The organism is Streptomyces solicavernae, from assembly GCF_029968095.1.
GTDB classification, from domain to species: Bacteria; Actinomycetota; Actinomycetes; order Streptomycetales; family Streptomycetaceae; genus Streptomyces; species Streptomyces solicavernae.
On sequence record NZ_JASCIR010000013.1, the window covers coordinates 101,957 to 125,475 of the forward strand.

The following is a 23,519-nucleotide window of genomic DNA, read 5'->3' on the forward strand; positions in this document are numbered from 1 at the left end:
GCCCGACAGACCGAAGCTACGCCTGGCCTGCGGAGTCACTCTGCACGGTCTCGTGCAGGTCCTGCGCATAGTGCTGGATAGCCGGCCGGTATTCGGCGACGTTCGGATCGTCACTCGTCGCGGCGACCAAAGTGAGGAGCAGCTCCATCGCGTCGTGATGACGCCCCACGTTGAACAGAGCCATCGCGAGGAACGCCTTCAACGCACCGTTCTCGGGGAACTCCGTCGACGCGGCCGTCAGCGTCTCCACGGACTGCTCGTACTGGCCCAGGACTCGGTAGGTGGAGCCGAGCCCGAGCAGCGCGTTGGCGCGGTCGTCGGCGGAGAGGCCGCCGGAGATCCCCAGGGCCCGCCGATAGTGCGGAACGGCCTCGGCCTCCAGGCCGAGCGTGTCGTGCACCCAAGCCGTCTGGTACGCGACCTGGGCGTCGTCGGGCAACTCCTCGGCCAGAACGATCAGGCGCTCTCGGGCCTCATCGGGCCGGCCGCTCTCCCGCAGCCGGACCGCCTCCGCGAGGCGGGTGTCCGTGTCGGTCACGAAGCGCCTCCGGCCTCGTGCCGACGGAACAGGCCCTCCTGCACGACCGAGACGAGGAGCTGCCCCTGCTGGTCATAGATCCGCCCGCGGGCCAGACCACGACCACCCGTGGCAATCGGGGACTCCTGGTCGTACAGGAACCACTCGTCGGCACGGAACGGGCGATGGAACCACATGGCGTGGTCCAGGGACGCCATGTCGAAACCACGCGGGCCCCACAAGGGCTCGACCGGAATACGTACGGCATCGAGGAGAGTCATGTCGCTCGCGTACGTGAGAGCGCAGGTGTGGACGAGCGGATCGTCGCCGAGAGGACCCATGGCACGCATCCACACGGCACTGCGCGGCTCGGCGTCCTGTACCTCGTCCTGCCTCCAGCGAAGCCGGTCGACATATCTGATATCGAAGGGCTGACGCCGAGCCATCCTCTCCAACTGCTCGGGCAGAGCACCGAGATGGGACCGGATCTCGTCGGTGACGGTCGGCAGGGTCTCCGGATCGGGAGCGTCGACGCGCGGCGGCAGCTGGTGCTCAAAGCTGCCCTGCTCGGCCTTGTGGAAGGAGGCAGTCAGATTGAAGATCGTGCGGCCCTGCTGCACTGCGGTGACCCTGCGGGTGGTGAAGGAGCGACCGTCACGGACGCGTTCCACCTGATACACGATGGGCACACCTGGGCGACCCGGGCGCAGGAAGTAGGCGTGTAGCGAGTGCACCGGCCGGTTGCCGTCTGTGGTGCGGCCCGCGGCGACCAGGGCCTGGCCGGCGACCTGCCCGCCGAAGACACGCTGCAGCGACTCCTGCGGGCTGCGGCCGCGGAAGATGTTGACCTCGATCTGCTCAAGGTCGAGCAGATCGACGAGTCTCTCTGCGGGGTTGGTGGTCATCGGTGCTCCGGTGGTCACGAGGGGCGGGGTGGTGGGGGTGGGGGAGGTTGGGGCTGGGGGAAGGGAGGGCGGGAGGGGGAGGGGGAGCCCCCCAACAGGGACGAGCCCCAAAACCGAAACCCGAAGCGGCCCCACCCCACCCCCGCTCACAACTGCCCCACCCCCGTAACCCGAACCACGGCCCGCCCCTCCTCGTCGGATGCGGCGAGGTCGACTTCGGCGCTGATGCCCCAGTCGTGGTCGTCGTTCGGGTCGGCGAAGGTCTGGCGGACGCGCCACAGACCGTGCGCCGCGTCCTCCTCGATGGAGAGGAGTTTCGGACCACGGGCGTCGGGCCCGGTGGCGAGGTCGTCGTACTCGTCCCAGTAGGCATCCATGGCCTCGCCCCAGGCGTCGGCGTCCCAGCCGGAGTCGGCGTCGAGTTCGCCGAGTTCGTCGACGTTGTCGAGGGCGGCGAGTTCGACGCGGCGGAACATGGCGTTGCGGACGAGGACGCGGAAGGCGCGGGCGTTGGCGGTGACGGGCTTGACCTGGTCGGCCTTCTCCTGGGCTTCTTCGGCGGTCTCGACCTCGGGGTTGGCGAGCTGTTCCCACTCGTCGAGGAGGGAGGAGTCGACCTGGCGGACCATCTCGCCGAGCCAGGCGATGAGGTCTTCGAGGTCGTCGGACTTGAGGTCGTCAGGAATGGTGTGTTCCAGCGCCTTGTACGCGCTCGCCAGGTAGCGGAGGACGATTCCTTCGGTCCGTGCAAGCTCGTAGAGCGACGTGAACTCCGTGAATGACAGGGCGCGTTCGTACATGTCGCGGATCACGGACTTCGGCGACACCGGGTGGTCGCCAACCCACGGGTGGCTGCGCCGGTAGAGCCCGTACGCGTGCCAGAGCAGCTCCTCAAGCGGCTTCGGGTAAGAGACGTCCTGGAGCCGTTCCATCCGCTCCTCGTATTCGACGCCGTCGGCCTTCATCTGGCCGACGGCCTCGCCGCGCGCCTTGTTCTGCTGGGCGGCGAGGATCTGGCGGGGGTCGTCGAGGGTGGATTCGACGACGGACACCATGTCGAGGGCGTACGACGGGGATTCGGGGTCGAGGAGTTCGAACGCGGCGAGGGCGAACGTCGACAGGGGCTGGTTGAGGGCGAAGTCCTGCTGCAGGTCGACGGTGAGGCGCACGATGCGGCCGGTGGCGTCGGGCTCGTCGAGCTTCTCGACGACTCCGCCGTCGAGGAGGGAGCGGTAGATGGCGATGGCCCGGCGGATGTGCCGGATCTGGTTCTTGCGCGGCTCGTGATTGTCCTCAAGGAGGCGGCGCATGGCTTCGAAGGCGTCGCCGGGGCGGGCGATCACCGACAGGAGCATGGTGTGGGTGACGCGGAACCGTGAGTTCAGCGGCTCGGGTTCGGAGGCGATGAGCTTCTCGAAGGTGTTCTCGGTCCAGCCGACGAAACCTTCCGGCGCCTTCTTGCGGACGACTTTGCGGCGCTTCTTCGGGTCGTCTCCGGCCTTGGCGAGGGCCTTTTCGTTCTCGATGACGTGCTCGGGTGCCTGGGCGACCACGAATCCGGCGGTGTCGAATCCGGCCCGGCCCGCGCGTCCCGCGATCTGGTGGAACTCGCGGGCCCGCAGCACGCGTACACGGTTGCCGTCGTACTTCGCGAGGGCGGTGAACAGCACGGTCCTGATGGGTACGTTGACGCCGACGCCGAGAGTGTCCGTGCCGCAGATGACCTTGAGGAGTCCGGCCTGGGCGAGCTTTTCGACGAGGCGGCGGTACTTGGGCAGCATGCCCGCGTGGTGTACGCCGATGCCGTGGCGTACGTAACGGGAGAGGTTGCGGCCGAACTTGGTGGTAAAGCGGAAGTTGCCGATCAGCTCGGCGATCTCTTCCTTCTCGGCTTTGGTGCACATGTTGATGCTCATCAGGGACTGGGCGCGTTCGACGGCCTGTGCCTGGGTGAAGTGCACGATGTAGACGGGCGCCTGCTTCGTTTCGAGCAGTTCCGTGAGCGTCTCGGTGATGGGTGTGATGCGGTATTCGTACGAGAGCGGCACGGGCCGGGTTGCAGAGCGGACCACGGAGGTGGGGCGGCCGGTGCGGCGCGTGAGGTCCTTCTCGAACATGGAGACGTCGCCGAGGGTCGCCGACATCAGGACGAACTGGGCCTGCGGGAGTTCGAGCAGCGGGATCTGCCAGGCCCAGCCGCGGTCGGGTTCCGCGTAGAAGTGGAACTCGTCCATCACGACCTGGCCGATGTCGGCGTCCTTGCCGTCGCGCAGTGCGATGGAGGCGAGGATCTCGGCGGTGCAGCAGATGACCGGTGCGTCGGCGTTGACGGAGGCGTCGCCGGTGAGCATGCCGACGTTCTCGGTGCCGAAGAGCTTGCACAGGTCGAAGAACTTCTCGCTGACCAGGGCCTTGATCGGCGCGGTGTAGAAGGTGACCTTGTCGGCGGCCAGGGCGGCGAAGTGGGCGCCCGCGGCGACGAGGCTCTTGCCGGACCCGGTGGGCGTGGACAAGATCACGTTGGCGCCGGAGACCACTTCGATCAGTGCCTCTTCCTGGGCCGGATAGAGAGTGATGCCCCGTTCCTCGGTCCATGACGAGAAGGCGTCGAAGAGGGCATCGGGGTCGGCGTCCGGCGGCAGCTGATCGATAAGGGTCACACCCCCATCTTGCCTGCCCGCACCCCCGATCCGGGAACCGGAGGTCGGGGGGAAGATCACGAGCGTTACGCTGTGCCGTCGACCGGGCGCCCGGTCATGCGTCAACTGGGCGTCAGTACAACGAGAATGGGGGCGGGCAACGGCCATGATGGGTCCAGCACACTCACTGTCGGGAGCGGCGGCCTGGCTGGGGGTGGGAGCGGCGGCGGCTGCCGCGGGGCATCCGATGCCCTGGCCGGTTCTCGTGGTCGGCGCTCTGATCTGTGCGGGCGCGGCACTGGCCCCCGACCTGGACCACAAGTCGGCCACGATCTCCCGCGCCTTCGGCCCGGTTTCGCGCGGCCTCTGCGAGGTGGTGGACAAGCTCTCGTACGCCGTCTACAAGGCGACAAAATCCCGGCAGGACTCGCGGCGGACGGGCGGGCATCGCACGCTGACGCACACGTGGCTGTGGGCGGTCCTGATCGGCGGGGGTGCGTCGGTGGGCGCGATCACCGGGGGGCGGTGGGCGGTTCTCGCGATCCTGTTCGTGCATCTGGTGCTGGCGGTCGAGGGGCTGTTGTGGCGGGCTGCGCGGGTGTCGAGCGATGTCCTGGTGTGGCTGCTCGGTGCGACGAGTGCGTGGATCCTCGCGGGTGTGCTCGACGAGCCGGGCAACGGCTCGGACTGGCTGTTCACGGCGCCCGGCCAGGAGTATCTGTGGCTGGGGCTGCCGATCATCCTGGGTGCGCTCGTCCATGACATCGGCGATGCGCTGACGGTGTCGGGCTGCCCGATCCTGTGGCCGATCCCGATTGCGGGCAAGCGCTGGTACCCGATGGGGCCGCCGAAGGCGATTCGGTTCCGCGCGGGCAGCTGGGTGGAGCTGAAGGTGCTGATGCCGGTGTTCATGCTGCTCGGCGGTGTGGGCGGGGCGGCTGCGCTGAACGTCATCTAGGTCAGCGCCACCCAGGCATGCGCCCGCGGGCAGCCGGGGCAGCCGTCCGGTCGCCCCCGCCTCGCAGTCGCCCTCCATAGCTAACCCTCGACTTCAGGGTGAGACTCCACTCGATCGTCAGATCAGGCACGGCATCCCCGGGACTTGTAGGACACGGTCTTAGTTAGTGCTCAACTCCGCTTCATGCCGCTCACCCCTCTGCTCTCAGCGAAGGTGCTGCCCTGTGGGAACGTCCCATTCCGGGTGGTCCGGGGCGTAGATTCGAGATGTGTTCGGGCGGTGGGAACAGTCACGATTCGGGGAGGGCACAGTGGGAGTTCTGCGGGGCAAGACGGCGGTCGTCACCGGGGGCTCGCGGGGCATCGGCCGGGCGATCGTCGAGCGCCTGGCCCATGACGGGGCGAGCGTGGTGTTCAACTACGCGCAGAGCACCGAGGCGGCGGCCGAGGTCGTACGAGCGGTCGAGGAGGCCGGCGGCAGCGTCCATGGCGTGCAGCTGGACCTGGCCCAGCGAGGGGCCCCGGAGCGCCTGATGGAGATCGCCGGCGAACGGTTCGGCGGACTCGACGTCCTGGTGAACAACGCCGCGCTCAACTGCTCGGTGGTACCGCTTGCGGAGACGGAGGAGGACGTGTTCGACAGGGCAATGGCGGTCAACGCCAAGGCCGCGTTCCTGACCATCCGGTACGCGGCCCGGCACATGCGCGACGACGGCCGCATCATCACCATCTCCACGCTCAACACCGTCCGCCCGGCCCCGCAGAACGCCCCGTACGCAGCGAGCAAGGGCGCGATCGAGCAGCTGACCGCCGTGGCGGCGCAAGAGCTCGGGCCCCGGGGCATCACCGCGAACTCGGTCTCACCCGGCGCGACCGACACCGATCTCCTACGAGGCACCAACTCGGCCGAGAGCCTGGAGATGGCCGTCGCGATGACCCCGCTCCGCAGACTTGGCCGGCCCTCCGACGTGGCCGACGTGGTCGGCTTCCTGGCGGGGCCGGACGGGAGATGGGTCACGGGGCAGAACATCCGGGCGACGGGAGGCATCGGCTGAGGCAGGGAGGCGCACCGGGGGCATACGGGGATAGTCGGGGCGCGGGCGTCGACGTGGAGACAGGCACGGGCCTCCAGCGCCGCTCAGCTCCGGCACGCACCGGATCATCCGTGCCAGGACCGCCACAGGGCTGCGTACGCCCCGTCCGCGGCGACCAGCTCGTGATGGCTGCCCAGCTCGCTGATCCGGCCCTGCTCGACGACCGCGATCACGTCGGCATCGTGTGCCGTGTGCAGGCGGTGCGCGATGGCGACGACAGTGCGGCCGTCGAGTACGCGGGCCAGTGACCGCTCCAGGTTCCGCGCGGCCCGCGGGTCGAGCAGGGAGGTTGCCTCGTCCAGGACCAGCGTGTGCGGATCGGCAAGGACCAGACGGGCCAGCGCGATCTGCTGGGCCTGCGCCGGGGTGAGGGTGAAGCCGCCCGAGCCAACCTCGGTGTCGAGGGCGTCGTCGAGCGCCCGCGCCCAGGTGTCGGCGTCGACCGCGCCGAGCGCCGCCCACAGTTCGGCGTCCTGCGCGTCGGACCTGGCGAGGAGCAGGTTGTCGCGCAGTGAACCGACGAACACGTGATGTTCCTGGTTGACGAGGGCGACGTGCTCGCGGACCCGTTCCGCGGGCATGCGGGACAGCTCCGCGCCGCCGAGGGCGACCGAGCCGGTACGGGGGCCGTAGATCCCGGCGAGCAGCCGGCCGAGGGTGGACTTGCCCGCGCCGGACGGCCCGACCAGTGCGACCCGGCTGCCGGGCCGTACCGACAGGGACACCTGGCGCAGTACGTCGACGCCCGGCCGGTACGCGAAGTGCACGTGGTCCGCCGTGACCTCGCGCCCGTCGGGGGTGACGGACGTGTCGCCGGCGCCCGGCTCGATCTCGCGGACGCCCACGAGCCGGGCCAGGGACACCTGGGCCACCTGCAGCTCGTCGTACCACCTGAGGATCAGGTTCACCGGGTCGACCATCATCTGGGCGATCAGGGCGCCGGTCGTCAGCTGGCCGACGTCGATCCAGCCCTGCAGGACGAAGACGCCGCCGATGAGCAGTACCGAGGCCAGGACGGTGACGTGTGTGGCATTGATGACGGGGAAGAGGACGGAACGGAGGTAGAGGGTGTATCGCTCCCAGGCGGTCCATTCCTGGACGCGCTGGTCGGACAGGGCGACGCGGCGGTCACCGAGCCGGTGTGCCTCCACGGTGCGCCCCGCGTCCACGGTCTCCGTGAGCGCGGCCGCCACGGCGGCGTACCCGGCGGCCTCCGAGCGGTATGCGGACGGGGCGCGCTTGAAGTACCAGCGGCAGCCGATGACCAGCGCGGGCACGGCGAGGAGCACTGCTAGCGCGAGTGGCGGCGAGGTGAAGGCCAGACCGCCGAGGAGCAGTCCGATCCACACCACGCCGATGGTCACCTGCGGCACCGCCTCGCGCATGGCGTTGGCCAGCCGGTCGACGTCCGTGGTGATCCGGGACAGCAGGTCACCGGTGCCGGCGCGCTCCAGGACACCGGGCGGCAGGCCGACGGAGCGGATCAGGAAGTCCTCGCGCAGGTCGGCCAGCATCTGCTCGCCGAGCATCGCGCCGCGCAGCCGGACGAGGCGGATGAATACCGCCTGCAGGACGAGCGCGACGGTGAACAGCCCGATGGCGCGGCCCAGTTGGAGGTCGCCGGTGCCGTCGGCGGCATGCTGCACGAGATCACCGAGGAGGGTGGGGCCGACCATGGACGCGATCACTGCGACCGCGTTGACGCCGATGAGCAGGGCGAAGGCCTTGCGGTGCCGGCCGAGCAGCTCGCGCGTGTACGCGCGCACCGTCCCGGGGCTGCCCACCGGCAGCGTCTCCGTGGTGCGGGGAGCCGCCGGGTCGTACGCCGGCGGCGCCAGGCCGATCATGCTGTCTCCTCGATCTCAAGGCCGCGGCCGGCCATGCCGACCTGGGTGGGGTCGCCCGAGCCGGGCTCGCCGCCGGCGCGGTGTTGCGGTTCCTCGTCCGTGTCCCGTATCACCACGGCGTCCGTGTCCCGTGTCACCTCGGCGTCCGTGTCCCGTGTCACCTCGGCGTCCGTCTCCCGTGTCACCACGGCCCGGTAGCGCGGGTGGGTGTGGACGAGTTCGCGGTGTACGCCGACCGCTGCGACCTCGCCTTCGTGGACGAACGCCACACGCTCGGCCCGGTCCAGGAGCAGCGGGGACGAGGTGCAGACGACGGTGGTGCGGCCCCGGCGCAGGGCGCGTAGGCCGTCCGCGATCCGCGCCTCGGTGTGCGAGTCGACCGCGGACGTCGGCTCGTCCAGGACGAGCACCTCCGGGTCGGTCACCAGCGACCGGGCGAGGGCCAGGCGTTGGCGTTGGCCGCCGGAGAGCGACCGGCCGCGTTCGGTGATCGGCGCCTCCATCGGGTCGTCGTCCACCGAGTTCTGGGCGAGCGCGTCGAGCACGTCGGAGCACTCCGCCGCGGTCAGGGCGTCGGCGACGGAGACCTTGCCGGAGGCCGGAACGTCGAGCAGTTCACGCAAGGTGCCGGAGAGCAGGACCGGGTCCTTGTCCTGTACGAGGACGGCGGCGCGGGCGGCCGCGAGGGGAAGGGAGTCGAGCTGGGTGCCGCCGAGTCGTACAGAAGGAGCGGGGGTGTCGAACGCGGCGTGCCCGCCGAGCCGTTCGGCGAGGCGACCCGCCTCGTCGGGGTCCCCGCACACCACGGCCGTGAGACACCCTTCGGGTGCCAGCAGCCCGGTCGCGGGGTCGCAGAGGTCGCCGGTGGGGGCGGCAGCCCCCGAAGCGGTTCCCCCCGCAGCCGCGCCCGGAGCCCTCGAACCCGGAGCCTCCGCAGTGCCCCGCTCCAACGACAGCACACGCGCGGCGCGTTTCGCCGAAGGACGGGAGAAGGAGTACGCCATGGCGATCTCTTCGAAGTGACGGAGCGGGTAGCCCAGCAGCATCACCGCGCTGTAGACGGTGACGAGTTCACCGACCGTGATGCGTCCGTCCCGTACGAGACCGAGGCCGTGCCAGACCACGGCGATGAGCAGCAGGCCCGGGAGCAGTACTTGCACGGCGGTGATCAGGGACCACATGCGGGCGCTGCGTACGGCGGCGCGGCGCACGTCCTGCGAGGCGCGACGGTAACGGTCGAGGAAGAGGTCCTCGCCGCCGATGCCGCGGAGCACGCGCAGCCCGGCCACCGTGTCGGAGGCGAGCTCGGTGGCCTTGCCCGCCTTCTCGCGCTGGGCGTCCGCGAGCCGGGTGGCGCGCGGGAGCAACGGCAGGACGCCGAGGCCGACGAGAGGCATGCCGATGGCGACGACGAGACCGAGGTCAGGTTGGTAGAGCACGAGCCCCACGCACACCAGGACGACGGTCAGAGCCGCGGCGGTGAACCGGGAGACCGCCTCCACGAACCAGCCGATCTTCTCCACGTCCCCGGTCGACACCGCGACCACCTCACCGGCGGCGACCCGTCGGGTCAGGGCCGCACCCAGATACGCGGTTCTGCGGGCGAGGAGCTGCTGGACGCGGGCCGCAGCGGTGATCCAGTTGGTGACGGCGGTGCGATGCAGCATGGTGTCGCCCAGTGCGATACCGACGCCGGACAGGACGAGCAGCAGTCCGGCCACGGCGAGACGCGCACCGGATCGCTCGACGACGGCCTGGACGGCCAAGCCCACCCCGAACGGCAGGGACATGACGGCGGCGAAGTGCAGCAGGCCCCAGGCGAGCGACTTGAGCTGACCGGCTGGCTGGTTGCGTCCGAGCCACCACAGGAACCGGGGGCCCGAGCGGGCGTCGGGCACACCCGGGTCGGCGTACGGAAGATCGCTGATCTGCATGACGTCCCAGAGTCGGTCGGTGCACTGAGGAAGGGGAGGAAACCGTGCAAGGCTGACTCCGGAACGGGGGTTGAGGCAAACGGTTTTCTGCCTCCGTGCAAAGAACCGGTCATTCCTGCGGCGTACGGAGCACTCACCGGTGGAGACGGTGACGCAGGGTGCGACGATGGGGCGTATGCGCATATCGGGGACGCTCAGGGGGCGGATGACTGCCGGTACCCCTGCCGGTACCCCTGCCGGTACCTCTGTCGGGATGGCTCTCGTGATGGTGCTCGCTCTGACTGCCCTTACGTCGTGTGGTGCGACGGGCAACGGGAGTTCGGGCGACAAGGCGGCGGCCGGGGACCGAGCGGCGGCCGGGGGCCGATCCGGGACGACCGGGAACGCATCCTCCGGAAAGGGCGGGAGCTCGTCCGGCGAACGTACGCGGCAGCGCACCCAGAACCTCGAACGCCTCCCCGATGTGGGCCCCGCCCTGCACCGGCGCATCCCCGCCCAGTCACGCCAGGTCCTGGTGGTCCGGGGCGAGGGGGAGGACTCGGCGAAGTCCACGGTGTTCCTGTACGAGAAGCGCGAGAACCACGAAGACCCCAAGAACCACGAAGGCGTCAAGAACCGCAAGAACCACCACAATCACCGCGCGACCTGGGACCGCACCCGCAGTTGGCCCGCGCACAACGGAAAGCGCGGCTGGACGACCGATCACCGTGAGGGCGACAAGCGCAGCCCGGTCGGGGTGTTCACGCTGAGCGACGCGGGCGGTGTGCTGGCCGCGCCGGACGCCCGCCTCCCGTACACGCACTCCCCGGCGTTCCAGGCATCGCGCACCTGGCCCAAGAGGTACTGGCACGACTTCGATCACGTGATCGCCATCGACTACAACCGCGTCAGGGGCACCTCGCCCAATGACCCGAACCGTCCGCAGGGCCAGTCCAAGGGCGGCTACATCTGGCTGCACCTCGACCATGGCAGCGGCACGTCGGGCTGCGTGAGTGTGTCCAAGTCGGCGATGCAGTACCTGTTGCGGGAACTGGACCCCAAGGCCCACCCGGTGATCGTCATGGGCGACAAGGGCAACCTCGGCTCGGCCTGAACGTCGCCCACCCGCCCGAATGCCCGCGGACCCGCTCGAATGCCCGCCCACCCGCCCGAATGCCCGCGCACCCGCGCGAATGCCCGCGCCTCCCGTGACGCCCGCGCTGCCCGCGTGCACCCCTCGCGTGGTCTGACGCGCTCACACGCCTGCCCGCACGCCCTCCCCGGCCCTCACGCGCCCACCCCTTGTAGCAAGATCCAAGATTTACGGGGATCTGACACGGACGTCTTCTCCCACGCTCATCTCTCAGTCAGAGTGACGCCGCGCGGAAGTTGGTTTCCGCATACCAAAAGTTATCTGGGAGGAGTGCCCGTGCCGCAGTCCGTACCGTCCCTACCGCGACGCGTCGCACGTTTGTTGCGTACCTCAATGTTCGCGCAGGTCGCCTGCGCTCTTGTGATCGGAGTCTTCGTCGGACGCCTGTGGCCCGAGGTGGCCACCGCCGTCCAACCGCTCGGCGACGGCTTCGTACGGCTCATCAAGGCGATGATCGCCCCGCTCGTGTTCTGCGTGGTCGTCGCCGGCATCACCAAGGCGGGTGACCTCAAGGCCTTCGGCCGGATCGGGCTGAAGGCCCTGATCTGGTTCGAGGTCGCCACCACCGTCGCGCTCGTCGTCGGCCTGGTCGCCGGGAATCTCGTGCGACCCGGCGACGGCATGAACGTCGACCCCGCGTCCCTCGACGCGTCCGCCGTCGACGACAAGACCGGTGGCGGCGAGCTGCCGTCCACCTCGGAGTTCATCCTGCACTCGCTGCCGGACAGCGCGGTCGGCGCGTTCGCGGAGAACTCCCTGCTCCAAGTCCTCGTGCTGGCCTGCCTGGTGGGCGCCGCGCTGCTGCACCTCGGCAACACCAAGGTGCCCGCGATCCTGCCGGCCATCGAGCAGGCCCAGGAGGTCGTCTTCGCGGTCGTCGGCTTCATCATGAAGCTGGCCCCGCTCGCCGTCTTCGGCGCGACCGCGCACCTGGTGGGGGAGTACGGCCTCGGCGCGCTCTCCACGTACGGAAAGCTCATCGGCATCTGCTATGCCGTCGCCCTGATCTTCCTCGCCCTCCTCGGGATCGCGCTCAAGGCGGTCACTGGGCTGAGCCTGTGGAAGTTCATCCGCTACACCCGCGAGGAGATCCTCCTCGCGCTCGGCACGGCGTCCAGCGAGACCGTCATGCCGCGCATGATGCAGAAGCTGCGCCAGGCCGGATGCCGTGATGACGCCGTGGGGCTCGTCCTGCCGACCGGCTACTCCTTCAACCTCGACGGCGCCTCGATCTACCTCTCCGTGGGCACCCTGTTCATCGCGCAGGCCGTCGGCGTCGACCTGACGCTCGGCCAACAGATCACCGTCGTCCTCGTGTTGATGCTGACGAGCAAGGGCATGGCCGGAGTTCCCGGTTCCGCGTTCCTGGCCCTGTCGGCCACCGCGTCCGCGCTCGGCGTCATCCCGGCGGGAGCCGTCGCGCTGCTGCTCGGCGTCGACCGGATCATGGACGCGATGCGGGTCTCCGTCAACCTGCTCGGCAACTGCGTGGCCGTGTTCGCCGTGTCCCGCTGGGAGGGCGCGCTCGACAGCCGCAGGGCGAAGAAGGTCCTGTCCGGCGAGATCGCCTTCGTACCGGAGCAGGACGGGGAGCCGGAGCCGGGCGGAAAGAAGGAGCGGGACGGGAAGAAGGAGCGGGACGGGAAGAAGGAGCAGGACGGGAAGAGCGAGGCCGAGGCGAAGGCGGACCAGAAGCCCGCGCCTGAGCCGGTGCTCACCGCATCCTCGACGCCCAAGGAGTCATCCCCCGATGTGAGTTGACGTAACCCCGTGCGGTCCGGCCCCGTCGGCAAGGGGCCGGGCCGCACGGGAGTCGCAGCGGGGCGGCCGGATCAGCTCTCCGGCTTCTCCGAGTCCACCCCGGGACGGGACTTCTTCCACAGCCCGCGCGTGAAGTCTGGTATCGCCTGCGGCGCGCCCTTCGCCTTGATCGAGGCGTGACTCAGCGGCACCGGCGCCGTCCACGTGACCGCGTCGTACACGTCGAAGTCCGGGACCAGGCCCAGCTGCATGCACTGCATCAGTCGGAACACCATGATGTAGTCCATGCCGCCGTGCCCGCCGGGCGGGTTGGAGTGCTCCTTCCACAGCCAGTGGTCCCACTTCGCGAACTCGCCGAAGTCGTGCCACTGGTCGTCGGTGTGGCCGGGCTCCAGGTAGATCCGCTCCGGGTAGTCCTCGAACACACCCTTCGTCCCGCCGAGGCTGTTGATACGCGAGTACGGGTGTGGCGTCGACACATCGTGTTCGAGCCGGATGACGCGGCCCTTCTCCGTCTGTACGAGGCTGATCGTGCGGTCGGACTCGATGTACGTCTCCTTCCAACTCGGGTCGCCCGGCGGCATATTGGCCTTCCGGTACTCGGCGAGACCGAGCGCCGGGGTGCCGAAGCTGGAAATGTGCGTGACACGGTCGCCGCGGTTGACGTCCATGTAGTTGCTGACCGGGCCGAAGCCGTGGTTCGGGTACAGGTCGCCGAGCAGCCGCGTGTGCCAGAGGCGGCGCCAGGGACCTTCGTAGTAGTCCGGGTCGAACATCAGGCCGCGCAGATCGTGGTTGTACGCGCCCGCGCCGTGCAGGAGTTCACCGAAGAGCCCGGCGTGCGCCATGCGCAGCACCCGCATCTCGTTCTTGCCGTAGCAGCAGTTCTCCAGCTGCATGCAGTGCTTGCGGGTGCGCTCGGAAAGGTCCACCAGCTCCCAGAGCTGGCCGAGTTCGAGGGCGATCGGGCACTCCACGCCGACGTGCTTGCCGTTCAGCATCGCCGCCTTCGCCATCTCGAAGTGCGCGTCCCAGGGGGTGGCGACGTACACGAAGTCCAGGTCGCCGCGCTTGCAGAGGTTGACATAGTCGTCCTCGCCCTTGGTGTACGTGGCCGGGGCGGGCTGGCCCGCGTCCGTGACCTTCTTCGCGGCCGCGGCGGTCTTCTCCTTCACCGGGTCACACAGCGCCACCACCCTGACCTGCGGCAACGCCAGGAACAGGTCGATCATGCTGCCGCCGCGGTTGCCGAGGCCGACGATCCCGACCCGTACCGTGGACCGCTCCTCGAACGGCACCCCGATCATGGTCCTGCCCTTGCGGGGCGGCGCCTCGGCGGCTGCCGCGGCCTGTGCGGGCGTGGTCGCAGCGGCGGGGTTGGCATGCGCGGTGCCGCCGGTGAGCCCGGCGAGTCCCAGGCCCACACCGGCGATCCCGGCGTTGCGCATGACGGCTCTGCGGGACACACCGGAGTCGTCCTGACCGGTGCTCGGAGACTGCTCATCGGCGGAACGGTCGGGCTGCGGCAGGGACCTGTCGTCGTGCATGAGACCTCCGTACGCGTAGGTGGCACGTGGGTGAAGCAACGGCGACGCCACCCTGTCCGGAAGATCACCAGGTCCGCAAGGGACTGACAGGGACGGGGAATTGGACTTATCGCAGGCGAACTTGGACTCCCCGATTCCGCCCCCACCCGCCCCAGCCCCAGCCCTCGCTCCCGCCCCACCTCCGCCCCCGCCTCAGGGCAGGAGGAAGCGGCGCCGCGAGGAGGCGGCCGCCGCGAGGAGGCGGCCGCCACGAGGAAGCGGCCGCCACGAGGAGGCGGCCGCCACGAGGAGGCGGCCGCCTCGAACGACTGGCCGCCAAGAACGCCCGGCCGACCCCCTTCAGTTGCACCAGGTACGTCAGATGCCTCAAGCGCGCTTGGGCGGCGCCTACGGACCCGGCCGCGTGGCCCGCTCCAGTTCGATCAGCACGGAGTGGTAACTCCGCCCCGTCGCATGGTCCATGCCGACCTCGCACATCCGGTTGGCCGACAGATGGGCGTCGTACGGGCGCGAGGTGACCTCGGCCGCCTCACGGGCGGTGGCGGAGCGGGTGAGTTCCTTGTGCAGCATGCCGCGGTCGCCGGCGAAGCCGCAGCAGGCCTCGTCGTCAGGGGTGACGACCTCGTCGGCGCAGGCCTCGGCAAGCTGCCGCAGCTGCTCGCCGTCGCCGAGGTGCCGCATCGAGCAGGTGGTGTGCAGGACCGCGGAGTCGACGGTACGGAGGACCGTGAGGTGAGGGAGCAGTTCCTCGGCGGCCCACACCAGCGAGTCGACGACGGTCAGCTCGGCGTGCAACTCCCGGTTGGCGTCGGAGAGGTACGGCACCACTTCGTGCGCGATGCCCAGCGTGCAGGACGAGGCGTCGACGACGAGCGGCAGCCGACCGCCGGCCGTCCACCCCCAGGCGGCCTCGACGATCCGGTTGGCCATCACACGGTTGCCCGCCTCGTACCCCTTGGAGTGCCAGATCGTCGCGCAGCACGTGCCGTTCACGTCGTCCGGGATCCACACCGGCTTGCCCGCGCGGGCGGACACGGCGACGACGGACTGGGTGAGCGACGGCCCCTGGCCGGGGGTGCCGAAGATGCGGTTGACGCACGCCGGGAAGTAGACGGCGGCGGCGCCCACACGCGAGGTCGGAGGGAGCCGGCGAGCGGCGGGGCCGGGGATCTCGGGGAGCCATTCCGGTACTAGATCGGCGCGCACGGCCTTGCGGGCGGTGCGCGTCACCGAGGTGAGGAGCCGGTCGCCGATCTTGTCGGCGGCGGCCACGGCGAGCCGCGCGGAGGCCTCGACGAGCTTGAAGTTGCGGGCGGCGAGCGCGGCGATCCGCTCCTCGCGCGGCGAGTGCCGGGCGTGCCGGAAGTCCTTCATCATCAGGCCCGTGTCGATGCCGACGGGGCAGGCCAGCTTGCAGGTGGAGTCGCCCGCGCAGGTGTCCACGGCGTCGTACCCGTACGCCTCCACCAGGCCGTCCTCTACGGGGGAGCCGGGGGACTGGCGCATCATCTCGCGGCGCAGCACGATGCGTTGGCGCGGCGTGGTCGTCACGTCGCGGCTGGGGCAGGTCGGCTCGCAGAAGCCGCACTCGATGCACGGGTCGGCGATCGCCTCCACCTGCGGAATGGTCTTGAGGCCGCGCAGATGTGCCTGAGGGTCCCGGTCGAGGACGATGCGCGGCGCCAACAGCCCGTCGGGGTCGATGACTTGCTTGGTCCGCCACATCAGCTCGGTCGCCTTCGCGCCCCACTCCAGCTCCAGGAACGGCGCGATGTTGCGGCCGGTGGCGTGCTCGGCCTTCAGGGAGCCGTCGAACCGCTCCACGGTCAGCGCGCAGAACTCGTCCATGAATGCCGCGTACCGCTCGACGTCCGCCGCTCTGCCCGCGTCGAAGGCGAGCAGGAAGTGCAGGTTGCCGTGGGCGGCGTGCCCGGCGACGGCCGCGTCGAAGCCGTGCCGGGTCTGGAGTTCCAGGAGCGCGGAGCAGGCGTCGGCGAGGCGGCCGGGCGGCACCGCGAAGTCCTCGGTGATCAGCGTCGTACCGGACGGCCGCGATCCGCCGACGGCGGTGACGAACGCCTTACGGGCCTTCCAGTACCCGGAGATGGTCTTCGCGTCGCGCGTGAACGCGTTGGTCACCGAGCCGACGGGCGCGACGAGCTGCAGGCTCTCCAGGACTTCGGCGGCCCGCTCCTCGTCCGCGCGCTGCCGCTCCTCGTCGGGTGCGCGGAACTCGACGAGCAGGGCGGTGGTGTCCTTGGGCAGCTCGGCCCAGTCCTTCGGCACGCCCTCGACGCTGACGGAGGCGCGCAGTGTGTTGCCGTCCATCAGCTCCACGGCGAGCGCACCGGCCTCGTTGAACCGTGGCACGGCGGCCGCGGCGGCGGGCAGCGACGGGAAGAACAGCAGCGCGGTGGAGACCAACCGGTCGAGCGGAAGGGTGTCGAAGACGGTCTCCGCGATGAACCCGAACGTGCCCTCGGAGCCGACCATCAGGCCGCGCAGGATCTGCACGGGCGTCGCCCCGTCGAGGAACGCGTCCAGGCGGTAGCCGTTGGTGTTCTTGATCTCGTACTTGGCGCGGATCCGGGCGACGAGCTCGGGGTCCGCCTCGATCTCCGCCTTCAGGTCCAACAGGCCCTGGCAGAGTGCGGGTTCGGCGTGCGCGAGCAGCTCGTCCGCATCGTCCTCGGCGGTGTCGACGACCGTGCCCGACGGCAGGACGAAGGTCAGCGAGGCGAGCGTGCGGTACGAGTTGCGGGTCGTGCCGGCCGTCATGCCGGAGGCGTTGTTGGCGACCACCCCGCCGAGCGTGCAGGCGATCGCGCTGGCCGGGTCGGGGCCGAGGACGCGGCCGTGCCGGGCGAGCGTGGCGTTGGCGCGCACCACGGTCGTGCCCGGGCCGATCCGGGCCCGCGCCCCGTCGTCGAGCACCTCGATCCCCGCCCAGTGCCTGCGCACGTCGACCAGGATGTCCTCGCCCTGCGCCTGCCCGTTGAGGCTGGTGCCGGCGGCCCGGAAGACGACCTCGCGGCCCTTGCCGTGCGCGTACGAGAGGACCGCCGAGATGTCGTCGACGTCCTCGGCGACCACCACGACCTGCGGCACGAAGCGGTAGGGGCTGGCGTCCGAGGCGTACCGCACCAGGTCGGAGACCTTGTGCAGCACCTTGTCCGCGCCGAGCAGCGCGATCAGGTCGCTCCTGAGCGGCTCGGGCGTGCCGCCGGCCTGCCGGTCCGGTACGCGGTCCGGGGCCGGCGCGGACTCGCGCGCGGTGGGCCGCAGGGCGTCCGCGTGGGGCTCCAGCAGGGGCATAGCGCCTCCTTCGACGTCGTCGTGCGCTCCGGGTCGTGGCTTCGGCTCAACACCTGCCCGGGTCGTCCACCAAGGTGGTGAGCAGCCCGCCGAGCACCTCGCGCTCGCCGGCGGTCAATGGAGCCAGGATGTCCTCTGCGGCGGCCCGGCGCGCGTCGCGGAGCGTCCGCAGGGTCTTGCGCCCCTCGTCGGTCAGCTCGATCCGGATCACGCGCCGGTTCTCCTGGTCCGGCGCCCGGCGCACGCACCCGGCCGTCTCCAGGCTGTCGACCAGCGACGTCACGGCGCGCGGCACCACCTCCAGGTCGTGCGCCAGGTCCGCCATCCGCGGCGGCGTCGTGTGGTGCGCGACCAGGCGGAGCAGCCGGGACTCGCCGGGCGTCAGGCCGACCGGTTCCAGGTGGTGTTTCTGTACGCGGTGGAGCCGGCGGGCCAGGCGGAGCAGATGGTCGGCGAGGAGGCCGTCCGGGTCGGTCGAGGTCATGGCCGAAGCGTAGCAGGACCAAGCTCATTGTGAATAGGGGTAACAATGAGCTATGCTCAGCCGGACATCGTGAGCTCGCTCTCAGGAGGCCCATGCACCCCGAAGACTCCGGCTGGACGCCACCGCCCCCCGATCCCGACCAGCCCCGCCAGCTCCGCCGCATCCTGCGGCTCTTCCGTCCCTACCGTGGCCGTCTCGCCCTGGTCGGGCTGCTGGTCGCGGCCTCCTCGCTGGTCTCGGTCGCGACGCCGTTCCTGCTCAAGGAGATCCTGGACACCGCGATCCCCGAGGGCCGGACCGGACTGCTCAGCCTGCTCGCCCTCGGCATGATCCTCAGCGCGGTCGTCACCAGCGTCTTCGGCGTGCTCCAGACGCTGATCTCCACGACGGTCGGCCAGCGCGTCATGCACGACCTGCGCACCGCCGTCTACGGCCGCCTGCAGCGCATGTCCCTCGCCTTCTTCACCAGGACACGCACCGGCGAGGTCCAGTCCCGCATCGCCAACGACATCGGCGGCATGCAGGCGACGGTCACCTCCACCGCGACGTCGCTGGTCTCCAACCTCACGAGCGTCGTCGCCACCGTCGTCGCGATGCTCGCCCTCGACTGGCGCCTGACCGTCGTCTCGCTCGCCCTGCTGCCCCTGTTCGTCTGGATCAGCCGCCGCGTCGGCCGGGAACGCAAGAAGATCGCCACGCAGCGGCAGAAGCAGATGGCCGCGATGGCCGCCACGGTCACCGAGTCGCTCTCCGTCAGCGGCATCCTGCTCGGCCGCACCATGGGCCGCGGCGACTCGCTCACCCGCAACTTCGCCGCCGAGTCCGAGCGCCTCATCGACCTGGAGGTCCGCTCCAGCATGGCCGGCCGCTGGCGGATGTCCGTCATCGGCATCGTCATGGCCGCCATGCCCGCCGTCATCTACTGGGCCGCGGGCCTCGCCCTGCACGTCGGCGGCCCGTCGATCTCCCTGGGCACGCTCGTCGCGTTCGTCTCGCTCCAGCAGGGCCTGTTCCGGCCGACGGTGAGCCTGCTGTCCACGGGCGTCCAGATCCAGACGTCCCTCGCTCTGTTCCAGCGCATCTTCGAATACCTCGACCTGCGCGTGGACATCGAGGAACCCGCCGAGCCCGTCCGCCTCGACACCGTCAAGGGCGAAGTCCGCTTCGAGAACGTGCAGTTCCGGTACGACGCCGAAGGCGCGGCAGCCGGGTCCGCCCACGCCCCCGTGCTGGACTCCGTCGACCTGACCGTCCCCGCCGGCGGCAGCCTCGCCGTCGTCGGCCCGACCGGATCCGGCAAGTCGACGCTCAGCCACCTCGTCCCGCGTCTGTACGACGTGTCCGGCGGCCGCGTGACCCTCGACGGCGTCGACGTCCGCGACCTCGACTTCGGCACCCTCGCCCGCGCGGTCGGCGTCGTCTCCCAGGAGACGTACCTGTTCCACGCCTCCGTCGCCGACAACCTGCGCTTCGCGAAGCCCGAAGCCACCGAGGAGGAGCTGCACGAGGCTGCCCGCGCCGCGCAGATCCACGACCACATCGCATCCCTGCCCGAGGGGTACGACACGGTCGTCGGCGAGCGCGGCCACCGGTTCTCCGGCGGCGAGAAGCAGCGCCTCGCCATCGCCCGTACGATCCTGCGGGACCCGCCCGTCCTCATCCTCGACGAGGCGACCAGCGCCCTGGACACCCGCACCGAGCACGCGGTGCAGCAGGCCGTCGACGCCCTCTCCGCGAACCGCACCAGCATCACCATCGCGCACCGCCTCTCCACGGTCAGATCCGCCGACCAGATCGTCGTCCTGGACTCCGGCCGCATCGCCGAACGCGGCACGCACGAGGCGCTGATGGAGGAGAACGGCAGGTACGCGGCCCTGGTCCGCAAGGACGCCCGGACCGAGTTGCCCCCGGCGGCCGGATGAGCCGTACGGACCCGACGCCCGACGCCCGGCGCTCCGGCGAGGCCCACCTCCTTGAGCCTCCGCACCCCCGGCGTACGTCCCCGCACCCCCGGCGTACGCCCCCGCACCGGCCACGCGCAAGCCCCCGAGCCCGCCCGGGGCAAGCCCGCGAGCCCGCCTGACGCAAGCCCCCGAGCCCGCCCGGGGCAAGCCCGCGAGCCCGCCTGACGCAAGCCCCCGAGCCCGCCCGGCACAGGCTCCTGCGCAGCCCGCACACGGGTGGACTCCGAGCTGAAAATATGTCAGATATGCCTGGATTGTCCGAACTGTCGGGGTACCGTGCCGACATGCTGAACAAGACTCCGCGCCAGGGCAAGATCCGGCTGACCCGCCGTGGCCGGGTCGCGCTCCTCCTGACCGGCGCCCTCGTGGCCGGCACGGCCGTGGCGGTGCCCCTGCTGCTCCTGAACCGCGGCGACGGCCGCCCGGACACCCTGCTCGTCCCGGAAGGCTGGCGTTCCAGCCAGGTCTACGAGGCGGTGGACAAGGCCCTCGGCGTCGAGAAGGGCACCACGAAGAAGGTCGCCGGATCGGCGGGCCTCAAGCTGCCGGGGGAGTCCGGCGGCAACCCCGAGGGCTACCTCTTCCCCGCGACGTATCCGATCGGCGAAAAGGCCACCCCGAAGTCGGTGCTCGCGCACATGGTCGACACGGCCAACAAGAGGTTCGGCGCGGGCGCGGTCGCTGCGGGCGCCAAGCGCAACGCCGTCTCCGTCTACCAGATGGTCACGATCGCGAGCATCGTCCAGGCCGAGGCCGACACCCGGCAGGACATGGGCAAGGTCGCCCGCGTCATCTACAACCGGCTCGACCGCGGCATGCCCCTGCAGATGGACTCCACCCTCAACTACGCCCTGAACCGCTCCACCCTCGACACCAAGAACGCGGACACGAAGATCAAGAGCCCGTACAACACGTACGACAGGAACGGCCTGCCGCCGACGCCCATCGCCAACCCCGGCGACGAGGCCCTGAAAGCGTCGCTCACGCCGCCCGCGGGTGACTGGCTGTACTTCGTCACCGTGAAGCCCGGCGACACCCGCTTCACCGCCGACTACCAGGAACACCGCCGCAACGTCGAGGAGTTCAACCGCGTCAGGCAGTCCGAGAGGGCGCAGCAGCAGCCGAAGGAACACGAGCAGGCGCCGAAGGCGAACGCGGCAGGCTGAGGCCAGGGGCCGGCGCTTCCGGCCTCAACTCCTCGACTTCGGACAAGAGTTGACGAACCTCCCGCACCGCGGCCCGGCCCGCGCGGTTCGCTCCGATCGTGCTCGCCGACGGCCCGTACCCCACCAGGTGCACCCGGCGGTCACGGGCCGCGCGCGTGCCGTCGAGCCGGATGCCGCCGCCCGGCTCGCGCAGCCGTAGCGGCGCCAGATGGTCGACGACCGGACGGAAACCGGTCGCCCAGAGGATCACGTCGGCCGCCACCTCACGACCGTCGTCCCAGGCCACGCCCTCCGCGGTGATCCGGTCGAACATCGGCAGCCGGTCCAGGGTTCCGTCGGCGCGGCCCGCGCGTACCGCCTCCGTCAGGGCGAGGCCGGTCACCGAGACGACACTGCGTGGCGGCAGGCCCTGGCGGACCCTCTCCTCCACCAGCGCAACCGCCGCCCGCCCCTGCTCCCGCCCGAAGTCGCCGTCGCGGAACACCGGTTCGCGCCGCGTCACCCACGTCGTCTCCGCCGCGAGCGGCGCGATCTCCAGCAGGTGCTGCACACCGGACGAGCCCCCGCCCACGACGATCACCCGCTGCCCGGCGAACTCCTGCGGCCCCGGGTACTGCGCCGTGTGCAACTGCCGTCCGCGGAACAGCTCCTGCCCCGGATAGCGCGGCCAGAACGGCCGGTCCCAGGTGCCGGTCGCGTTGATCAGCGCCCGCGTCGCGTACGTCCCCTCCGAGCTCTCCACAAGGAGCCGCCCGCCCTCGCCCTCCCGTACCGCGCGCACGTCCACGGGCCGGTGGACGCGCAACCCGAACGTTTCCTCGTACGCCGCGAAGTACTCGCCGATCACCTCGGACGACGGCCGCCGCGGATCGGCGCCGCTCAGCTCCATGCCGGGCAGCGCGTGCATGCCGTGCACCCGGCCGTACGTCAGGCTCGGCCAGCGGAACTGCCAGGCGCCGCCGGGGCGCGGGGCGTGGTCGAGGACGACGAAGTCGCGGTCGGGCTCGAAGCCGGTGCGCCGCAGGTGATGGGCGGCGGACAGGCCCGCCTGCCCCGCACCCACCACTACGACCTGCACGTTCCGTACCGCGTCCGTCGCTCCACGTACTCCGATGTCGTTCACGTTTCTACTAACTCGGGCGGGCCCGGGAATCTTCCCGAGCACAGACTCCAGGAGCCTTCCGGCGTACCGACTCCCGGATCGATCCCCAGTCGATCTTCTCCTTGACCGCGGCCGGCGACTCGCCCCGGTCGGATACACATCCGTGTGCCGGGCCGCGACCGGACCGGCGACCGCCGACGAACCGCCGCAGAAGATCTCCGGCAGTGGCTCCGGCGGCAGCGCGGTCAACCCGACCTCCACCTGGAGCGCTCCCCGGGCCGGAACGCGACCCACACCGCCACCAGCCGTCCACCCGGTGGTCAGGGCCGACCTCCGCCAACGCCCGGCTCCGCCCGAGCAGCGCCACGAACTCCCCTGGCCGTACGCCGAGTTCGAGCTCGCCGACGACCCGGAGCGGAGGCCACCCGCAGCAGGTCGATGTGTCAGCGCGCCGTGAGCAGAGCTGAACGCAACATCCCGCTGAACGCAGCGAGATGCCACGCACGGTCAACGGTGTCTCACACCACGGACGTACGCGGGGAGCGCGAAAGGGCTGTACGAAGAGGCGGCACGAAGGGGCGGTACGAAGAGGCTGCATGAGGGGCTGTATGAAGGGGGCAGTACGAAGAGTGCGTAGGAGGAGGCGGCCCCGGTGCGGCCACTGGGCGCCGGGGTGCCCGGTGCGCGACGATGGCCGTATGTCCGATCCCTTCACCACGAACGTCCTGACCCTCACGACCGGCACCACGGAACGAGTCGTCGACCTGACGGGCGACTGCGAGCGATTCCTGGCCGAGTCGGCGGCCGGCCGCGACGGACTCCTCAACATCTTCGTGCCGCACGCCACCGCCGGCGTCGCGGTCATCGAGACCGGCGCGGGCAGCGACGACGACCTCCTCGCCGCCCTGCACACCCTCCTCCCCGCCGACAACCGCTGGCAACACGCCCACGGCACCCCGGGCCACGGCCGCGACCACGTCCTCCCGGCCCTGGTACCACCGCACGCGACGCTGCCGGTGGTCAACGGGCGCTTGGAGCTGGGGACTTGGCAGTCGGTGTGTCTGGTGGACACGAACATCCAGAACCCGGAACGCCAGGTTCGGCTCAGCTTCCTCGGATAGGACGCCCGCCCACGACCGGCACCGGCCGGCCTCC

General features: G+C 70.5%; 17 protein-coding genes. 8 read left to right on the forward strand and 9 right to left on the reverse strand.

Annotated elements, in window-relative coordinates:
• Positions 1 to 16: 16 nt before the first annotated feature.
• From QIS99_RS17230 to QIS99_RS17240, 3 genes are all read right to left on the reverse strand, one after another.
• On the reverse strand, positions 17 to 538 hold the full coding sequence (locus QIS99_RS17230) for a tetratricopeptide repeat protein (RefSeq protein WP_282514310.1): 522 nt from the start codon (positions 536 to 538) through the stop codon (positions 17 to 19).
• A complete protein-coding gene (locus tag QIS99_RS17235) occupies positions 535 to 1,422 on the reverse strand; it encodes an acyl-CoA thioesterase (protein WP_282514312.1) in 888 nt (295 codons plus the stop codon). The genes QIS99_RS17230 and QIS99_RS17235 overlap by 4 nt, the downstream gene beginning before the upstream one ends.
• Before the next feature lie 146 nt (positions 1,423 to 1,568).
• Positions 1,569 to 4,082, reverse strand: a complete 2,514-nt coding sequence (locus QIS99_RS17240) for a DEAD/DEAH box helicase (RefSeq protein ID WP_282514314.1) — start codon at positions 4,080 to 4,082, stop codon at positions 1,569 to 1,571.
• A 145-nt stretch (positions 4,083 to 4,227) separates the two neighbouring features.
• On the opposite strand from QIS99_RS17240, the gene QIS99_RS17245 reads away from it, so the two are divergent.
• Together QIS99_RS17245 and QIS99_RS17250 are read left to right on the forward strand one after the other, a co-directional pair.
• Positions 4,228 to 5,019 (forward strand): metal-dependent hydrolase, encoded by a 792-nt coding sequence (locus QIS99_RS17245; protein WP_282514316.1) that lies wholly within the window; start codon positions 4,228 to 4,230, stop codon positions 5,017 to 5,019.
• A gap of 310 nt (positions 5,020 to 5,329) precedes the next feature.
• Positions 5,330 to 6,073: an SDR family oxidoreductase gene (locus tag QIS99_RS17250; RefSeq protein WP_282514317.1), complete on the forward strand. Its 744-nt coding sequence runs from the start codon at positions 5,330 to 5,332 to the stop codon at positions 6,071 to 6,073.
• A 104-nt stretch (positions 6,074 to 6,177) separates the two neighbouring features.
• On the opposite strand, the gene QIS99_RS17255 is transcribed toward QIS99_RS17250, so the two are convergent.
• Positions 6,178 to 7,959: an ABC transporter ATP-binding protein gene (locus QIS99_RS17255; protein ID WP_282514318.1), complete on the reverse strand. Its 1,782-nt coding sequence runs from the start codon at positions 7,957 to 7,959 to the stop codon at positions 6,178 to 6,180.
• Entirely contained in the window at positions 7,956 to 9,893 is a 1,938-nt protein-coding gene (locus tag QIS99_RS17260; protein WP_282514319.1) for an ABC transporter transmembrane domain-containing protein, read from the reverse strand. The genes QIS99_RS17255 and QIS99_RS17260 overlap by 4 nt, the downstream gene beginning before the upstream one ends.
• A 253-nt stretch (positions 9,894 to 10,146) precedes the next feature.
• Here QIS99_RS17260 and QIS99_RS17265 point away from each other — a divergent pair, with 253 nt between their 5' ends.
• Both QIS99_RS17265 and QIS99_RS17270 read left to right on the forward strand, forming a co-directional pair.
• The gene (locus QIS99_RS17265) at positions 10,147 to 10,986 is read left to right on the forward strand and encodes a L,D-transpeptidase family protein (RefSeq protein WP_282514321.1); all 840 of its coding nucleotides are present in this window, start codon (positions 10,147 to 10,149) and stop codon (positions 10,984 to 10,986) included.
• A gap of 372 nt (positions 10,987 to 11,358) precedes the next feature.
• Positions 11,359 to 12,786 carry a cation:dicarboxylate symporter family transporter gene (locus QIS99_RS17270; protein WP_408909572.1) on the forward strand — a complete coding sequence of 476 codons (1,428 nt, stop codon included), beginning with the start codon at positions 11,359 to 11,361 and terminating at the stop codon, positions 12,784 to 12,786.
• Between the two features lie 71 nt (positions 12,787 to 12,857).
• On the opposite strand, the gene QIS99_RS17275 is transcribed toward QIS99_RS17270, so the two are convergent.
• The 3 genes from QIS99_RS17275 to QIS99_RS17285 form a co-directional block, all read right to left on the reverse strand.
• Entirely contained in the window at positions 12,858 to 14,333 is a 1,476-nt protein-coding gene (locus tag QIS99_RS17275) for a Gfo/Idh/MocA family protein (protein WP_282514325.1), read from the reverse strand.
• Positions 14,334 to 14,720: 387 nt separating this feature from the next.
• Positions 14,721 to 17,648, reverse strand: coding sequence for an FAD-binding and (Fe-S)-binding domain-containing protein (locus QIS99_RS17280; RefSeq protein ID WP_282514327.1), 2,928 nt, complete (start codon positions 17,646 to 17,648; stop codon positions 14,721 to 14,723).
• Positions 17,649 to 17,694: 46 nt separating this feature from the next.
• The gene (locus tag QIS99_RS17285; RefSeq protein ID WP_282514329.1) at positions 17,695 to 18,132 is read right to left on the reverse strand and encodes a MarR family winged helix-turn-helix transcriptional regulator; all 438 of its coding nucleotides are present in this window, start codon (positions 18,130 to 18,132) and stop codon (positions 17,695 to 17,697) included.
• A gap of 92 nt (positions 18,133 to 18,224) precedes the next feature.
• Between QIS99_RS17285 and QIS99_RS17290 the strand changes: the two genes are divergently transcribed.
• Complete coding sequence (locus tag QIS99_RS17290) at positions 18,225 to 20,054, forward strand: ABC transporter ATP-binding protein (RefSeq protein ID WP_282514331.1); 1,830 nt, start codon at positions 18,225 to 18,227, stop codon at positions 20,052 to 20,054.
• Between the two features lie 326 nt (positions 20,055 to 20,380).
• Entirely contained in the window at positions 20,381 to 21,262 is an 882-nt protein-coding gene (gene mltG / locus QIS99_RS17295; protein ID WP_282514333.1) for an endolytic transglycosylase MltG, read from the forward strand.
• On the opposite strand, the gene QIS99_RS17300 is transcribed toward mltG, so the two are convergent.
• Positions 21,189 to 22,385, reverse strand: coding sequence for an NAD(P)-binding domain-containing protein (locus QIS99_RS17300; RefSeq protein WP_282514335.1), 1,197 nt, complete (start codon positions 22,383 to 22,385; stop codon positions 21,189 to 21,191). The genes mltG and QIS99_RS17300 overlap by 74 nt on opposite strands.
• 142 nt (positions 22,386 to 22,527) lie before the next feature.
• Here QIS99_RS17300 and QIS99_RS17305 point away from each other — a divergent pair, with 142 nt between their 5' ends.
• Both QIS99_RS17305 and QIS99_RS17310 read left to right on the forward strand, forming a co-directional pair.
• The gene (locus tag QIS99_RS17305; protein WP_282514337.1) at positions 22,528 to 22,821 is read left to right on the forward strand and encodes a hypothetical protein; all 294 of its coding nucleotides are present in this window, start codon (positions 22,528 to 22,530) and stop codon (positions 22,819 to 22,821) included.
• A 241-nt stretch (positions 22,822 to 23,062) separates the two neighbouring features.
• Positions 23,063 to 23,485, forward strand: coding sequence for a secondary thiamine-phosphate synthase enzyme YjbQ (locus QIS99_RS17310; RefSeq protein ID WP_282514339.1), 423 nt, complete (start codon positions 23,063 to 23,065; stop codon positions 23,483 to 23,485).
• The last annotated feature ends 34 nt before the right edge of the window (positions 23,486 to 23,519 follow it).

What these genes read in the sequence shown, in the direction of transcription:
- QIS99_RS17255 (WP_282514318.1), bottom strand. Translation starts at nt 7,959, where the DNA reads ATGATCGGCCTGGCGCCGCCGGCGTACGACCCGGCGGCTCCCCGCACC.
- QIS99_RS17275 (WP_282514325.1), bottom strand. Translation starts at nt 14,333, where the DNA reads ATGCACGACGACAGGTCCCTGCCGCAGCCCGACCGTTCCGCCGATGAG.
- QIS99_RS17245 (WP_282514316.1), top strand. Translation starts at nt 4,228, where the DNA reads ATGATGGGTCCAGCACACTCACTGTCGGGAGCGGCGGCCTGGCTGGGG.
- QIS99_RS17280 (WP_282514327.1), bottom strand. Translation starts at nt 17,648, where the DNA reads ATGCCCCTGCTGGAGCCCCACGCGGACGCCCTGCGGCCCACCGCGCGC.
- QIS99_RS17285 (WP_282514329.1), bottom strand. Translation starts at nt 18,132, where the DNA reads ATGACCTCGACCGACCCGGACGGCCTCCTCGCCGACCATCTGCTCCGC.
- QIS99_RS17265 (WP_282514321.1), top strand. Translation starts at nt 10,147, where the DNA reads ATGGCTCTCGTGATGGTGCTCGCTCTGACTGCCCTTACGTCGTGTGGT.
- QIS99_RS17235 (WP_282514312.1), bottom strand. Translation starts at nt 1,422, where the DNA reads ATGACCACCAACCCCGCAGAGAGACTCGTCGATCTGCTCGACCTTGAG.
- QIS99_RS17270 (WP_408909572.1), top strand. Translation starts at nt 11,359, where the DNA reads ATGTTCGCGCAGGTCGCCTGCGCTCTTGTGATCGGAGTCTTCGTCGGA.
- QIS99_RS17290 (WP_282514331.1), top strand. Translation starts at nt 18,225, where the DNA reads ATGCACCCCGAAGACTCCGGCTGGACGCCACCGCCCCCCGATCCCGAC.
- mltG (WP_282514333.1), top strand. Translation starts at nt 20,381, where the DNA reads ATGCTGAACAAGACTCCGCGCCAGGGCAAGATCCGGCTGACCCGCCGT.
- QIS99_RS17260 (WP_282514319.1), bottom strand. Translation starts at nt 9,893, where the DNA reads ATGCAGATCAGCGATCTTCCGTACGCCGACCCGGGTGTGCCCGACGCC.
- QIS99_RS17310 (WP_282514339.1), top strand. Translation starts at nt 23,063, where the DNA reads ATGTCCGATCCCTTCACCACGAACGTCCTGACCCTCACGACCGGCACC.